Origin of the sequence: Dactylosporangium salmoneum, from assembly GCF_039532525.1 — a bacterium.
Taxonomy (GTDB): Bacteria; Actinomycetota; Actinomycetes; order Mycobacteriales; family Micromonosporaceae; genus Dactylosporangium; species Dactylosporangium salmoneum.
The window spans coordinates 99,882-114,540 of record NZ_BAAARV010000120.1; the positions used below are offsets into that span (position 1 = coordinate 99,882).

General features: G+C 75.1%; 13 protein-coding genes. 10 read left to right on the plus strand and 3 right to left on the minus strand.

The features are described from left to right. The first annotated feature begins 71 nt into the window (after nt 1–71). The 7 genes from ABD352_RS51425 to ABD352_RS51455 all read left to right on the plus strand — a co-directional run bounded on the left by ABD352_RS51425 (nt 72) and on the right by ABD352_RS51455 (nt 5,907). Complete coding sequence (locus tag ABD352_RS51425; RefSeq protein WP_344619989.1) at nt 72–302, plus strand: SCO4848 family membrane protein; 231 nt, start codon at nt 72–74, stop codon at nt 300–302. Nucleotides 303–339: 37 nt separating this feature from the next. After that, on the plus strand, nt 340–870 hold the full coding sequence (locus ABD352_RS51430; protein WP_344619990.1) for a SigE family RNA polymerase sigma factor: 531 nt from the start codon (nt 340–342) through the stop codon (nt 868–870). Continuing rightward, nucleotides 870–2,042: a hypothetical protein gene (locus ABD352_RS51435; RefSeq protein ID WP_344619991.1), complete on the plus strand. Its 1,173-nt coding sequence runs from the start codon at nt 870–872 to the stop codon at nt 2,040–2,042. Before ABD352_RS51430 ends, ABD352_RS51435 begins: the two co-directional genes overlap by 1 nt. A 158-nt stretch (nt 2,043–2,200) precedes the next feature. Then, a complete protein-coding gene (locus ABD352_RS51440) occupies nt 2,201–3,604 on the plus strand; it encodes a hypothetical protein (RefSeq protein ID WP_344619992.1) in 1,404 nt (467 codons plus the stop codon). After that, the gene (locus ABD352_RS51445) at nt 3,601–4,725 is read left to right on the plus strand and encodes an ARPP-2 domain-containing protein (RefSeq protein WP_344619993.1); all 1,125 of its coding nucleotides are present in this window, start codon (nt 3,601–3,603) and stop codon (nt 4,723–4,725) included. The genes ABD352_RS51440 and ABD352_RS51445 overlap by 4 nt, the downstream gene beginning before the upstream one ends. Nucleotides 4,726–4,986: 261 nt before the next feature. After that, nucleotides 4,987–5,265 (plus strand): GlsB/YeaQ/YmgE family stress response membrane protein, encoded by a 279-nt coding sequence (locus ABD352_RS51450; RefSeq protein ID WP_344619994.1) that lies wholly within the window; start codon nt 4,987–4,989, stop codon nt 5,263–5,265. Between the two features lie 87 nt (nt 5,266–5,352). After that, entirely contained in the window at nt 5,353–5,907 is a 555-nt protein-coding gene (locus ABD352_RS51455; RefSeq protein WP_344619995.1) for a GNAT family N-acetyltransferase, read from the plus strand. 4 nt (nt 5,908–5,911) lie between these two features. Here the strand turns inward: ABD352_RS51455 and ABD352_RS51460 are convergent, their stop codons facing one another. The 3 genes from ABD352_RS51460 to ABD352_RS51470 all read right to left on the minus strand — a co-directional run bounded on the left by ABD352_RS51460 (nt 5,912) and on the right by ABD352_RS51470 (nt 9,460). Further along, nucleotides 5,912–7,519: a non-homologous end-joining DNA ligase LigD gene (locus tag ABD352_RS51460; RefSeq protein ID WP_344619996.1), complete on the minus strand. Its 1,608-nt coding sequence runs from the start codon at nt 7,517–7,519 to the stop codon at nt 5,912–5,914. 795 nt (nt 7,520–8,314) lie between these two features. Then, nucleotides 8,315–9,121, minus strand: coding sequence for a YunG family protein (locus ABD352_RS51465; protein WP_344619997.1), 807 nt, complete (start codon nt 9,119–9,121; stop codon nt 8,315–8,317). Between the two features lie 36 nt (nt 9,122–9,157). After that, nucleotides 9,158–9,460, minus strand: coding sequence for a nucleoside triphosphate pyrophosphohydrolase family protein (locus tag ABD352_RS51470; RefSeq protein WP_344619998.1), 303 nt, complete (start codon nt 9,458–9,460; stop codon nt 9,158–9,160). Between the two features lie 121 nt (nt 9,461–9,581). Between ABD352_RS51470 and ABD352_RS51475 the strand changes: the two genes are divergently transcribed. From ABD352_RS51475 to ABD352_RS51485, 3 genes are all read left to right on the plus strand, one after another. Continuing rightward, nucleotides 9,582–10,916: a glutamate-cysteine ligase family protein gene (locus ABD352_RS51475; protein ID WP_344619999.1), complete on the plus strand. Its 1,335-nt coding sequence runs from the start codon at nt 9,582–9,584 to the stop codon at nt 10,914–10,916. 47 nt (nt 10,917–10,963) lie between these two features. Next, nucleotides 10,964–12,856 carry a SpoIIE family protein phosphatase gene (locus ABD352_RS51480; RefSeq protein ID WP_344620000.1) on the plus strand — a complete coding sequence of 631 codons (1,893 nt, stop codon included), beginning with the start codon at nt 10,964–10,966 and terminating at the stop codon, nt 12,854–12,856. A 255-nt stretch (nt 12,857–13,111) separates the two neighbouring features. Then, entirely contained in the window at nt 13,112–14,212 is a 1,101-nt protein-coding gene (locus tag ABD352_RS51485) for a DNA polymerase III subunit beta (RefSeq protein WP_344620001.1), read from the plus strand. Nucleotides 14,213–14,659: the final 447 nt, after the last annotated feature.

Sequence of the window (14,659 nt, forward strand, 5' to 3'; positions counted from 1 at the left end):
CGGCCGCCGCCGATTGTCAAGAAACCCGGGGTGTTTCATTCGTTCCAGGCGCGGGGCGGATACTTGCCCGCGTGGTGCTCTCGCGTAGGTGGTCCGTGTTCCTGGTGCTGGTCGGCGTGTGGACCTGGGTGATCTGGCCCCGGTTCCTGCTCGCCATCTGGCGCGACGACCGCGCCTGGGGCCCGTCCGGCGGGCCGACCGCCTTCCTCTGGGTGCACGTCGTGCTGATCGCCGCCTCCCTCGCCATCGGCACGGCGGTCGGCGTGCTGGGCGTGCGCGGCTGGCGCTCGGGTCGCCGATAGACGGAACCTTTTCCGGCCCCGCGAAGTAGGGATGGGCATGCGAAGCCCAGTGGAACCGGCGGGGCGGGACGCGGAGTTCGCCGCGTTCATGGCGGGCGGCGCCCGTCGCCTCTATCGGGTCGCCTACCTGCTCACCGGCGACGCCGGGGAGGCCGAGGAGCTGACTCAGCACGCGCTCGTGCGCACCTACGCCGCGTGGGACCGGATCGACGGCGGGGAGCCGTACGGGTACGCCCGGCGGATCCTGGTGAACCTGCACAGCGACTGGTGGCGGCGGCTGCGCCGGCGGGAGCGGCCCGTGCCCGAGCTGCCCGAGCGGACCGCGACCGGCCCCGACCCGGCCGACGCCGCCGTCGAGCGCACCGGCGTGGCCCGGGCGCTGCGCCAGCTCACCCGGCGCGAGCGGGCCGTGATCGTGTGCCGCTACTACCTCGACCTCACCGAGCAGCAGACCGCCGACGAGCTGGGCGTGGCGCTCGGCACCGTGAAGAGCGCCGGCGCCCGCGCCCTGCGCAAGCTGCGCGTCGACCCCGAACTCAGCCCACTCGCCCGGCAGGGAGCCAAGTGATGCACTCCGTCGAAGAACTGCGCGCCGCCCTGCACGCCGAGGCCGAGGGCCGGTCCACCGAGCTCACCCTGGCCGACGTCCGGCGGGCCGCCACCCGGCGCCGCCGCCGTGGCATGGCCGCCGCCGGCGCCGCCGCCCTCGTGCCCGTCCTGGCGGCCGGCGGTGGGTACGCCCTCGTGGCCGGCGGCCCGTCGCCGTCGCCGTCCCCGACCGCCGTCGCGGTGCGGCCCAGCACCGTCGTGCCGTGGTACCCGGAGCCGTCGCTGCAGGCACCGGGCGGCGCCCAGATGGACCTCGGCGTCGCCTACGGCGCCCGGGAGACGCTCGTCGCGTGGTACCAGGACGAGGCCAACGGCGTCATGGCCGGCCTGCGCGACCGCGAGACCGGCAAGGTCCGCCCGGTCGAGTTCGACGGCACCCGCCCGCCCAGCGGTCGCTTCGGCCCCGTCTCCGAGCTGCGGCTGCCCGACGGCAGGGCGCTGTACTACGGGCTGTTCGGCGCCCCCGGGGTGGAGGTCTACGGGCAGTTCGGCGCCGCCAGGTCGGACGTCCAACTCGGCGACCAGCACGCGCCGGCGACCACCGTCCCCGGCTGGCCCGGCGTGAGCCTGTTCACGATCGTGCACGACGCCCCGGCCGGCGGCGTGACCTTCACCGCCGTCAGCTCCTCGGGGACCCGGGTCGCCACCACGAGCGAGATCCGCACCAGCCGCGGCCCGGCGACCCGGGCCGACCTGGAGGAGCGCGCCGGGGACTGGATGCGCACCGGCCTCACCCTCGCCGACGGCGGGGAGCTGGTGTTCTGGTGCAACGCCGAGGGCAACGCGGCGACGCTGTCGGCCGGCAGCGACGACCACCACGGCACCGTCACCGAGAAGAAGTGGCTGCTGTACCTCCCGCTGCCCCCGTCCCCCGACGGCATCTTCAACGGGTTCAGCGAGTTCCAGCTGGCCGGCGGCGCGGTGGTCTCGGTCGGCGTCTACGCCGGCGACGCCGTCACCGTGGAGATGCGCGCCCACGGCGACAAGCCCGGCGGGTCGCCCGGCTCGGCGGCCTGGAGCCTCCACCCCGAGGTCCGGGTGTTCTGGGCCACCGGCACCGGCACCCCGCCCCACGCCGTCGCCCGCGACTGGCACGGCAACGCCATCGAGACGAGCGACTACAGCGGCTGAAATGCGAGCGCGGGGACCGGCCGGGCGGCGCTACGCTGACCCGGCCGGTCGCGGGACTGCACGCGCGACTTCCGGAACCCGCCTCTGAAGCGATGCTTCGCAGTTCGCACGCCGAACTCCCCGGCCGGCCTTTGCATTTCACCAAGGGGGAAGGTGCCGTGGAGCTGTCGGAGCTCACCGCGTGCGAGGACGTCGTCATGTTCGTCAACGCCGCCGTCGCCGCCACCGGGCAGCGCGAGTTCCACACCGAGGCCGAGCAGCAGCGGCTGTCGCTGCAGTTCCTCCACGACTACGTGCGCGTCAACTACCGCGAGATCTACGCGTCCACCCTCGCGCTGGACATCAACGACCTCAACGCGGCCACCATCGCGCTGCACCTGCTGCGGTCGGCCCAGGACGTACCCCTTGAGCAGCGACGGCTCGAAGGGCGCCTCATCGCCGCCCGGCTGGCCAAGCTTCCGCCGCAGCGGGTGTACCGCGTGTTCGCCGCGCTGCGCGCCGAAGGCATCAACAACCGCCGCACCCGCGCCATCGTGCGCGACTGGGTCGCGGCCCGGCCCGACGTGGCCTTCGACGCCGTGAAGTACCGCCGCGGCCTCACCACCGCGGCCGGCCACGCCCACCTGCGGCTGCCCGCCGAGGTCGGCACCGTGCTGTTCGACTGGCGCCGCCCGAAGCGCTACGCCACGCCGATCCTGGAGTCGTGGCGGCGCGCGCACTACGACAAGGACGCACTGTTCGACCTGCCCTACACGGTCGCCGAGGGGCTCGCCTCCACGCGGCGCCCGGACCTCGACCGGGCCCAGTTCCTGCGGGCCATCGCGCCCCGGCTCACCGAGCTGGAGCGGCTGCGGCTGCAGCGCTCGGGCGGCGAGGCGGTCGGCGGCGCGCTGGAGCGCCAGCCGCTGACCCGGCTCGCCCTCTACGCGCTGTCGCTGCCCCGGCCCGAGCGGGCCCGCCGCCGCGAGGAGCTGACCGATGCGCTACGGGCCGCCGCCCGTCGCGCGGCCGGACGCCGGGCCGGCACCTGGGAGCCGGTGGTGGCCGTGCTGGACGACAGCTACTCGTCGTCGGGCTCGGCGGTGAAGCGGCGCCGGCCCCTCGCGGTGGCGCTCGCGGCGCACTACCTGCTCGAGGCGCTGTCCCCGCGGTACCGCGGCCTCTGGCTCAACCACACCGGCGACCCGCTGCTGGTCCACCCGGCCGGCGCCACGCCGCTGGGGGAGCGGCTCCTCGACGCGCTCGAGCAGCGCCCCGACCGGGTCATCGTGGTCTCCGACGGCTGGGACAACGCCCCGCCCGGGCAGGCCGCCGAGGTGCTGCGGGTGTGGCGGCAGCGGCTCGACCCGGCCGGGCGCACCTCGGTCGTGCACCTCAACCCGGTCTTCGACGGCGAGGCCTTCGACGTGCGCCGGCTCTCGCCCTTCGTGCCCAGCGTCGGCGTGCGCGACGCGGAGGACATCGCGGCGCTGGTCGAGCTGGCCCGCTTCGCCACCGGCGCGGTGAGCTTCGCCGAGCTGTCCGGGTACCTGCGTGACCGAGTGGAAGGATTCCTGCGGTGATCCCCGGCCTGCGCGCCGGCCCCGCCCAGCACTGGGGCGCGGCCCGGCTCGTGCCGCTGCTGCGCGACGAGCCGATCGCGGACCTGCGCCTGCACCGGCGCGTCTACGACGAGGACGCACTGTCCATCGTGGAGCTGAACCCGCGCGAGGCCTACGTCTCCTACATCCCGCACGCCTTCGTGGCGACCTGGACCCCGGACGGCAGCCCCGCGGCCGCCTACGGCACCCAGCTGTGCGACCCGCGCGAGCCCGGCCTCCCGCGGGTCGCCGGCCTGCGCTTCCGCCGCCGCATGACCCGCCGCGAGGACCGCCACCGGCTGCGCTTCCTGCCGCTGCACCTGGCCCTGGAGGGCTTCCTCGGCCTGCAGTTCGACGGCCCGCCGATCGCCTGGGAGGAGTGGACCCGCGCCGCCGTCACCCGCGGCCTCTCCCCGCGCGTCGAGGAGGCCTACCGCGGCGCCGAGGTGCGCGGCCTGGACGACGCCCTGCGCGTCTTCGAGATCCACCCGGGCCAGTGCGGCGTCGCCCTCTACCTGGCCGACACCCTCGCGAGCGTCTTCGTCGTCCCGCACCCGGACGACTACCGGGCGCTGCACCCGACGCTGCTGCAGGACTACTACGGCGAGCTGCTGTACCTCTACACGCAGCTCTACCCGGCCGTGCCCGGCTTCGCCCAGCCCCTGCGCGACGCCGCGGTGCACTCGGTGGCGGACCTGCGGGCGGAGCTGTCCCGGGTGCGGGCCGAGTGGGCCGCCTTCCACGACGAGGTCATGTTCACCGTGCGGGCCATGCCGAGCCGCCCGGTGTACCGCATGGGCCGCTTCACCCTGTCCCGCTTCCTCCCGCCGTTCGATCCCGCCGCGGAGAACCACATCGGCGAGAGCATCACGACGGCGTCGGGGGAGGTGGCGTACCTCAAGACGTTCCGGCTCTCGGCGGCGCAGGCCAGGCGCGGTCACCTGCTGTCCCGGCTGGCCGCGCACGCGTGGAACCTCGACGAGACGGCGGCGGCGCTGGGCACCGACCGGCAGGGCCTGGTCGTGCGACTGGACCGGGCCGGGTTCGGTCACCTGCTGCGCCCCGACATCCGCGACGCGCTGGTCGTGCATTCCCGGGTATGACGCCGGCCGCGGGCCGTGGATGCGGCCGGCGCCATACCGCCGTGTTGTGCCTACCCCCGCGGCCAATGGGGGAGGTCACCTGGCTGCCGGTGAGCTTGTGCGATCGCATGCTTCGCTTCCGGTACCACCAGTCTCGGCAGCCCGTGTCCGGCACACCGCGATTTCGGCGCGGAGCCACCCGATCGATGCCGTGTTTGGCTCCCGCGGCCAAGGGGAATCAATGGATCAGAGCGAAAACACGAGGCTTATGGAGGAGGAGCAGTGACTGTCACCGGAATCATCACGGCGCTCATCGTCGGTCTGATCGTCGGTGCGCTGGGTCGGCTGGTGGTTCCCGGCCGGCAGCACATGTCGATCCTGGTCACCATGGTGGTGGGTGTCATCGCCGCGCTGCTGGGCACCGTCGTGGCCAACGCGATCGGGATCTCCACCGACACGCCGGGTGTCGACTGGGGCGAGCTGCTGGTCCAGGTTCTGCTCGCGGCGGTTGGTGTGGCCCTCGTGGCCGGCCTGAGCGGCCGCGGCCGTCGCGCCCTGTAACGCACAACGTTCTGTAGCTCACAGAACCAACTCAACCCGAACGGTCCCCGGCCCTGCGGCCGGGGACCGTTCGCGTACAGTCCGGCCGTGTCCGACGTTCCGCTCGTGCCCGTAGCCCTCGACCTCGGCGACCTCGTGCTGCGCGCCCCGGCCGACGCCGACGCCGAGACCGTCGCGGCCGCCTTCGCCGACCCGGCGCTGCGGATGTGGAACCCGCCCCCGGCGTACGACGAGGACCCCCACGCCAACGCCCTGGCCTGGATCCGCGAGCGCGCCGACTGGTCCACCGGCATCCGCCTGGCCTGGGCGGTGGCGGCCCCCGGCGGCCCGCTGCTCGGCTCGGTCTCCATCCGCGTCGACGCCTCCAGCGCCAACGGCACCATCGGCTACTGGACCACTCCCGCCGCCCGCGGCCGCGGCGTGGCCGGCCGGGCGGTGCGCGCGGCCGCCCGCTTCGCCTTCGACGTGGCCGGCCTGCACCGCATCGAGCTCGCCCACGCGGTGGCCAACCCGCCCTCGTGCCGCGTGGCCCAGGCGGCCGGCTTCCCCCTGGAGGGCGTGCTGCGCGAGGCCTACGCCTACGGCGACGGCCGTCGCCACGACGAGCACCTGCACGCCAAGCTCCGCACCGACCCCGACTGACCGTCTACCGCAGCGGCGGCAGCTTCTGCGTGTGCTCCAGCACGCCGGCGAAGAGGTCGCCGCGCGCGGCCAGCCGCGCGCCGATCGTGCGGATCGTGAACCCGTCCGGCCGCAGCCCCGGGTCGTCGAGCTCGTCCCAGTCGATCGGCGCCGACACCGGCGCCCCCGCCGCGGGCCGCGGGCTGTACGGCGCGATCAGCGTCCGGTTCACCGCGTTCTGGGTGAAGTCCAGCCGCGCCCGCCCGCCCCGCTCCGCCTTCTCCCAGGCCCAGCTCACCAGCTCGGGCACCACCGCCCCGACCGACCGCGACAGCCGCTCCACCCAGGCCCGCGTCTCGTCGAACCCGGGCCCCTCCGCGATCGGCACCCAGATCTGGATCCCGCGCCGCCCGCTCACCTTCGCCCGCGCCGCCACGCCGAGGTGCTCGAACGCCGTGCGGTGCAGCCGCGCCAGCACCAGCAGGTCGTCCCACGAGGTGTCGTCCCCGGGATCGAGGTCGACCAGCGCGTACGAGGGGCGCTCCGGCCGCTCGGTCCGCGACGTCCACGGGTGCCATTCCAGCCCGCCGAAGTTCACCGCCCAGACCAGCGCCGCCGGCTCGTCCACCACGAGGTAGTCGCTGCCCGACGAGGGCTCTGTCCACCGCGGCAGCCACTCGGGCGCGTGCCCCGGCAACGCCTTCTGCCAGAACCCCTTCGTTCCCGCCCCGTTCGGATACCGGTGGAGGTTGAGCGCCCGCCCGGCCAGATAGGGCACCACGGCCGGGGCGATCTCCAAGGTGTACCGCAGCAGCTCCCGCTTCGTCACCGGCGCCTCCCGCCCGCGCCCCGGGAACAGCTCCTTGCCGAGGTTGGTGATCCGCAGCTCCCGCCCGAACACCCGCCAGGTGCCGCTCTCCCCGAACCCGTCGAGCTGCGCGAGTGCCTCCTCCCGGGCCCTTTGGTCCTCCCGCGCCCTTTGGTCCTCCCGCGCCTTTTGGTCCTCCCGCGCCTGCGCCTCTCCCCGCGCCTGCGCCTCCTCCCGCGCCTGCGCCTCTTCCCGCGCCTGCGCCTCTCCCCGCGCCTGCGGGTCCTCCACGCGCCCGCGCAGCCGGATCGCCGCCCGGGCCGCGGGCAGATCGGATCGCCACAGGAACTCGGGATCGGCCTTCACCTCGTCGCTGGAGCGTCCACTGAGGACCGACAGCGGCAGGGCAGCCGGATCGAACCCCTCGACCGCGTGCTCGTCACGCTTGTGCATGAGCAGCCACTCGTCCCCGCGGGTGCGCACGATGACGAACTTGCCGCGCAGCTTTTCGCCGTACAACTCGATGTGCAGCTCCCCGCCGGCGACCGCCGCGACGGGATCCTCGTCCTTGTACGGCACCCAGGTTCCCGCGTCCCACACGATGACGTCCCCGCCCCCGTACGTCCCGGCCGGGATGACCCCCTCGAACGCCACGTACTCCATGGGGTGGTCCTCGACGTGGAACGCCGCGCGACGCACCTTGGGGTCGAGCGAGGGCCCCTTCGGCACCGCCCAGCTGGCGAGCACCCCGCCCATCTCGAGCCGGAAGTCGTAGTGCACCCGCCGCGCCCTGTGCAGCTGCACCACGAACCGCAAGTCCCCCACCTCCCCAGTGTGTCCCGCCCGAGGCACCCCCGCCCCCGTACGCCGCGACGCGATTGACAACGCTGTCTCGTCAGCCAGCCCCGGAACGCGGCCTTTGTCCGTCTTGAGAACACTGCCGGTTGCGTCGCCGACCTGGGCCGCCCCGCGCTGCGCCTCGGCTGTCTGGTCGGCTCCCCGCCGACCACCGCGGCTCCCACCGCTCTGCGATCCCCCTCAGCGACGCGGCGTCGGCTGGCCGCTGCCCCTTTGTTGCGGCCTTTGGCTGTTTCGTCCGCTTGTCCCCGGCTGCGGCGCCGGCCGTGACCGTGTCGGCGTCGTGGTGGTGCGCAGGCAGCCGCGCCCACGGCGGCCGCAGCTCCCACCGACTCGGCGAGCGCCTGCTCGACGAGAACCCGCCCGGCGAATGCCCGCTTGGGGAGTGTCCGCTCGGGGTGCCCGCTCGGTGAGTGTCTGCCCTGGAGTGCCCGCTCGGGGTGCCCGCTTGGCAAGTGTCCGCTCTGGAGTGCCCGCTCGGGGTGCCCGCTCGGTGAGTGTCTGCCCTGGAGTGCCCGTTCGGGCGTGCCCGCTTGGCAAGTGTCCGCTCTGGAGTGCCCGCTCGGGAGTGCCCGCTCGGGGAGTGCCCGCTCGGCGCCGCGCCGCGAGCACCGGCCCCGCGTCGGTGCTCGCCAGCGATCGGCGCCGGGGAGGTGGCGCCGCGGATTATCGGGCGCCAGGAAGGTGGCGCCGTGGGTTGTCGGGCGCCGGGGAGGTGGCGCCGCGGATTGTCCGGCGCCAGGAAGGTGGCGCCGTGGGTTGTCAGGCGCCGGCGCGGCGGCCGGCGGTCTCGGCGCGTACGGGGCTGGCGCGGCTGCTGCGGATGAGGCCCTGCAGGGCGACCGCGGCGGTCGGGGCCAGGTCGGTGGCCGCCAGGTCGTCGGCGAGGATGCCGGCGTCGCCGAGGTCGTAGCGGCCGGCCAGCACCGTGATCTCCAGGTGCGGGGCGCGCCCCGTCACGTCGGGCAGGGTGCCGTGCCAGTGCGGGAGCAGCCGGTCCGTGAACTCCACCGCGGCCTCTTCCGCCAGGGCGCGGCGGGCGGCCTCCTCGATCGGGGCGCCGGGCTGAACCTGCGCGGCGGGGAGGGCCCACTGGGACGGCTCGAACGAGGCCGTGGGCGAGCGGCGGCGCAGCAGCACCGCGCCGGCCGGGTCGACCAGCAGGGCCAGCGCCAGGCGGATCGGCTCGGTGGCGGGCGGGGGAGGCAGCCGGCCCAGCGCCGTCAGGACGCGGTGGCGCAGCAGGGCGTGCTGGCCCCGCAGGCGGGACGGCGGGCCCTGCGGCACGGCGAGCCGCTCGGCGCCGACGACGAGCTCGCCGGGACGGAACTGGTCGCGGGTCAGGTCGAGGTCGGTGCCGTCGGGGAGGCGGTTCCAGTAGTGGTGGCCGGCCAGTTCGCCGCCGGCGGTCACCCGGCCGTGAACCAGGGTGCCGCCCAGGACCTCGGCCGCGACCAGGGCGGTCGGGCCGCACTGGCCGCGGGCGGGGTTACCCGGGTGCCAGTCGGCCAGGTCGGACGGGTCGCACGTGTCGGGGCCCCACGAACGCAAGAGGATGGGGAGCAACATGCGGGCATCATGCACGAGGGGTACGACAAAAAATGGTCATCCCAGGTCGTGCCAGTGCCGGAAGGTGGCGAGCTTCTGGCGGGCCCGGGCATCGACCTCGGTGCCCAGGCCGTTGGTCTCGGTGAAGAAGGCGATGGCCGCGGTCAGGTCACCGCACTCCTCGATGAGGCGCTTGCGCAGGTCGGACTCGTCGTAATAGCGCTCGCGGCCGGAGACGCCGATGAGCTTGGCCAGCACCTGGATGAGCTCGCCGGCCTCCTCGGCCAGCTTGGCCAGTCCCGGCCAGACGTCGGAACCGATCTCGTACGGGCCGGCCGGGGGATATTGCCGATCTTCCACCCCGGAAAGGGTAGCCGCAGTTCGTACTCTGCGACGATTACGCTCCGGGGAAGGCTCGGCTACTATGGGCGTCTTCCGGCGGCGGGCGGGGGCTTGGGCGCGCCTAACAAAGGAGGCCCGAGTGGGTCAGACAGACACGGTGCCGCGCCTCGACCTGCGCCGCGTCTTCGCAGCGCCGCCCGGGCGGGCCGAGGCGGTCGGCCTCGAGGTCGAGGTCGGGCTGGTCTGCCGCAACAACCTGCGCAACGCGTCCTACCCGCAGGCCCTCGCGCTGCTCGACGGGCTGGTGCGCGGGCACGGGGCCATCCCGGTGCTGGACGGCGCGTTCACCGTCGGGGTCGCGATGCCCGGCGGCGGCACGTTCACGCTGGAGACCGGGGGCGCGCTGGAGTACTCCTCCGCCACCTTCGCCACCGTCGCCGGCGCGGTCGCCGACGTGCGCGACAACCTCCTGGCCGCGGCGGGCATCGGCGCCGTGCACGGCATCGCGCTGACGACGGGCGGGATCGTGCCCTTCGCCGCGGCCGACGGCATCGCGTGGAACCCCAAGCCCCGGGTGCGGGTCATGCGGGAGTACTTCCGCGACCTCGGCCCCGACGGTGGCCACGCCGACGAGGTGATGGGCCTGATCCTGTCGGCACAGACGACCCTGGACTACGTGTCCGAGGACGACCTCATGGACAAGCTGCGGTTGCTGGTGCGGGCCGCGCCCGTGGTAGCCGCGCTGTTCGTGAACTCGCCGGTGGCCGCGGGTGCGGACACCGGGGCGCTGTCGCGGCGGATGCAGTACTGGCGCAGGTTTGATCCCCGCCGCTGCGGCGTGCTCGGCGCCGCCCTGGACGCCGGTGCGGGCGTGGACGAGCTCGTCGAGTGGGCGGCGCGCCTGCCGATGATCTACCGGCTGGTCGGCGGCTCGCACGTGGCCGCGCCCCGGATCCCGTTCCGGCAGGCGGTCGAGGAGGGCTTCGGGGACGGGACGTACCCCACGGAGGCCGACTGGGAGCTGCACCTGAGCCAGGTCTGGCCGCACGTGCGGGTCCGCCGCACGCTGGAGACGCGGCTGTCGGACGCGCCGCCGTGGCCGTGGTTCGGCGCCGGCACGGCGGTGTGGGCCGGCCTCGCCTACGACCCGCGGGCCCGGGCGGCGGCGGGTGCGCTGCTGTGCGACCTGACCGCGCCCGCGCTGGACCGGGCCGCGGACGACGTCGCGGTACGCGGGCTGCGGGCCAGCATCGGGCCGTACCGCGCCCGGGACCTGGCCCGGGAACTGCTCCGCCTGGCCCGTCAGGGCCTGACCGCGCGGGTCGCGGCCGGGCTGGAGCGGCCCGAGGCGCTGCCGCTGCTGGAGCCGCTGGAGGAGATCTGCGACACCATGGACACGTTCGCCGACCGCGCGCTGCGCGCCTGGCGCCGCGGCCCGTCGGAGTTCCTGCGGGCCTTCAGCGTGCCTGCTTAGACCCCGGCCCGGTGTGCGGCCTGAGGTACGCCTGACAGGATGGGCCCATGGACGCCGACCCGATCCGCTCAGCCGTCGAGCAGGCGCCCTACATCCTCATCGCCTGCGAGGGCCCGGAGCTGACCGTGGCCGGCCTCAACGGGGCGTCCCGCGCGCTGTTCGAGGGGCGCGACGTGCTCGGCCGCCCGCTGGGCGAGGCCCTCGCCGACCTGGCCGGCCAGCAGTGGATCGAGCTATACCAGCAGGTGTACCGCACCGGCGAACCCGTCACCGGCGAGCGCTGGCGCGCGCACATCACCCTGCCCGACGGCTCGGTGCGGGAGATCTTCGCTGACTTCAGCATCACGCCCTGGCGCCACCCGGACGGGCGCATCCGCGGCGTTATCGGCGGCGGCGTCGACGTCACCGGCCTGGTCCTGGCCCGGCTGTCGGCCGAGCGGCACGCCGCCGACATGCAGCAGCAGTACCGCCAGGCCCGCGACGTCGTCGACGCGCTGCAGCAGGCGCTACTCCCGCGCGGGCTGCCGCTGCTGCCGGGCGTGCGCGTGGCCGCCAGCTACCTGCTGGCCGGGGCGGACGCGGCCGCGGGCGGCGACTGGTTCGACGCGGTGCCGCGCCCGGGCGGGTCCGTCGCGCTCGTCGTCGGCGACGTGGTCGGCCACGGGGTCACCGCCTCCGGGGTCATGGGCCAGCTGCGGGCCGTGCTGCAGGACCGGCTCGACGACGGGGCCCGCCCGGCCGCCGCCCTCGCCGCCGCCGACCGCCTGGCCCGCCGCGTGCCGTCCGCCCGGGCCGCCACCGCCTGCGTGGCCGTCCTCGACGTCACCACCGGCGACCTCGCGTACTGCACCGCCGGCCATCCGCCGCCGCTGGTCGTCTCGGCCGCGGGCGAGGCACGCTACCTGCCCGTCTCGGGCGGCGCCCCGCTCGGCACCGGCGGCGCGTTCCCGGTCGCGACCGCGCGGCTGGCGCCCGGCGACGTGCTGCTGCTCTACAGCGACGGCATCATCGAGCGCCCCGGCCGCACCGCCGAGGAGGCCGCGGACGACCTGGCCCGGGTCGCCGCCGACGCGGTGGCCGGCCGCGCCCTGCACGCCCCGGAGGCGTCTCCGGCCGAGCGGGCCTGCACGCAGACCGTCGAGCTGCTGGTGCGCGCCAGCGGCTACCGCGACGACATCACGCTGCTGGCCGCCCAGCTGGTCGCGCCGCCAGAGCCGCTGCGCGCCGACGTGCCGGCCGACCTGACCCGGCTCGGCGCGCTGCGCAAGACCTTCGGCGCCTGGCTGGAGGCCCTCGGCGTCACCGACGAGGACGCGTTCGCCCTCCAGCACGCCGTCGGGGAGCTGGTGACCAACGCGGTCGAGCACTCCGGCCCCGCCGAGCAGGTCGGGGTCGTGGCCCGGCTCACCGACGCCGGCGCGGCCGAGGTCACCGTCACCGGCCGGGGCGCCTGGCGGGAGCCGCAGAGGGTCTCCCCGCGCGGGCGCGGCCTGGCCCTGTCCGCGCAGCTCGTGGACGACCTCAGTCTGGATCGATCCGGCGACGGTACCGTGGTCACCCTGCGCCACCGCCTGACCCGCCCGGCCGCCTTGCTGGGCCGGTCCGCCCCCGAGCCGCGCCCGCGCCCGGCGCCCGCGGCCGGCCCCGAACTGTCCATCGTGGACGATGCCCGGAACCCGGGCCGGGTGGTGCTGGCCGGGCCGATCGACGCGGGGAGCGCGGACCGGGTGCAGCACGACCTGCTGCACCGCTCGCGCGGCGGCACCCTGCCGCTGACCGTCGACCTGGCCGGCGTGACGCACCTGGCCAGCGCCGGGGTCGCGGTCCTGCACACGCTCGCCGCCCGCCACCGGGCCCACGGCACCGACCTCGTGCTGGCCGCCCCGCCCGGCAGTCCGGCCCGCCATGTGCTCTCGCTGGTGGCGTTGCCGTACTCGTGACGTGAGCCCTCAGCGGCGGATCTGACGTTGGTACGTCCCGGTCTCCTCGCCGCCGTGGACGCCATCCGGCTGGTCGGCTCGACGCTCGGCACCATCCGCGGCAACCTGTTCTGGGCGTTCGCCCATAACGTCGTCGGGCGGCCGGGCTGCTCAACCCGATGCTCGCGGGTGCGGCGATGGCCTGCGGCTGCGCGCATTCCGGGCCGTCGCGTCCTGAGCCGATTTTTTGTCGTACCCCCCAACTATGTTCCCCCCATGACCCTCGACGTCACCGCCCCCATCCGCCTCCTCGCCGATGCCGCCGCGCTCGTGGTCCGGCTGCTCACCGGCCGCTCGCCGCACCCGGTCCACGCCGCGACCCTGCTGCGCGCGGAGGACGACGGGCTGGCGCTGACGGCCACCGACGGCTCGCTCACCGTCCGCCTGCGAGTGCCGGCCAACGTGCACGCCGCCGGCGAGACCCTGGTGTCCCGCCGGGGCCTGGCGGAAACACTGGCCGGCCTGGATGCCCCGGAGGCCCGCCTGACCGCGGAGGGCGGCCGCCTGGCCGTGCGGGTCACCGGCGCCCGCTTCGCCCTGCCGGCCCTCCCCGACGCCTGGCCCCCGCTCGCCGACCTGCCCCCGCCCACCGCCCGCGTCGCGGCCCCCGCCCTGCGCACCGCCGCCGCCGCGGTGGCCGGCGCCGCCTCCCGCGAGCACGCCCTGCCCATCTTCACCGGCGTCCGCCTGCGCGCCGCCGACGGCGTCCTGTCCCTGCTGGCCACCGACCGCTACCGGCTGGCCGCCGCCACCGTCCCCATCGCCCCGGCGGTCGCCTTCGACACCCTCGTCCCGGCCGCCCTGCTGACCCGCATCGCCCCCACCCTGTCCCGCACCGACGAGGTCGCCCTGCACAGCACCCCGGACGTCTTCGCCCTGTCCTGGCCAGGCGGCAGCGTGACCACCCCGACCCTGGGCGACGCCTACCCCGACGCCCAGTTCGACCGCCTGCTGGACGTCACCCCGGAGTGCACAATCGAGGTCGACGCCGACGCCTTGTCCCACGCCGTGGAGCGCGCCACCGCCTACGCGGGCCAGCAGGGCCGCCTGACGCTGGAAACCCTGGACGGCGCCCTCCTGGTCCGCGCCGCAGACCCGCTACGCGGCGAGTCGGAGGAGACAGTGAAGGCCGCAGTCCGCTCGGGCCGCGCCGTACGCTCCTACCAGGCCCGCTTCCTGTCCGACGCGCTGCGCACCTTCCCGGGCGAGACCGTCCACCTGCACCTCCAGCCCGCCCTGCGCGCGACGGAGGTGACCACCCCGACCGGCACGCTGCGCTACCTACTCGTCCCAATGCGCCCCGCCGACCCCACCTGATCCACCCCCGCGCGGGTCGCGCTCCCGTTCCCGTTCCTGCTCGCGCCCCTGCTCCTGCTCGCGCCCCTGCTCCTGCTCGCGCTCCGGCTCCCGCCTCTTCTTCCGCTCCCGCTCCTGCTCGCGTTCCTGTTCGCGCCCTTGCTCCCGCTCCTGCCTCTGTCCTGGCCGCGCCGCTTCCGCGCGCCCGCGCCCGCCTGCTCTTTGCGGCGGAGCCTCCGCCCGCCCGCCAACTGCGGTGGCGCGTGTGGGTACCCCCTGGCTGCGCGCCCATCAGAGGCGGTGAACGGCTGGCAGGAGCCGAGGACGTCATCGACTGTCGATGCCGGTGGTTGATGCGGGCAATTGTCGTCGAGGCGTCCGAGGAATCGGCGTCGGCGGTCCATTGAGGTGATCTCACCAAGTTCGATAGGCCGTGGCGTAACGACACGGACTTTGCGCACATAGCGG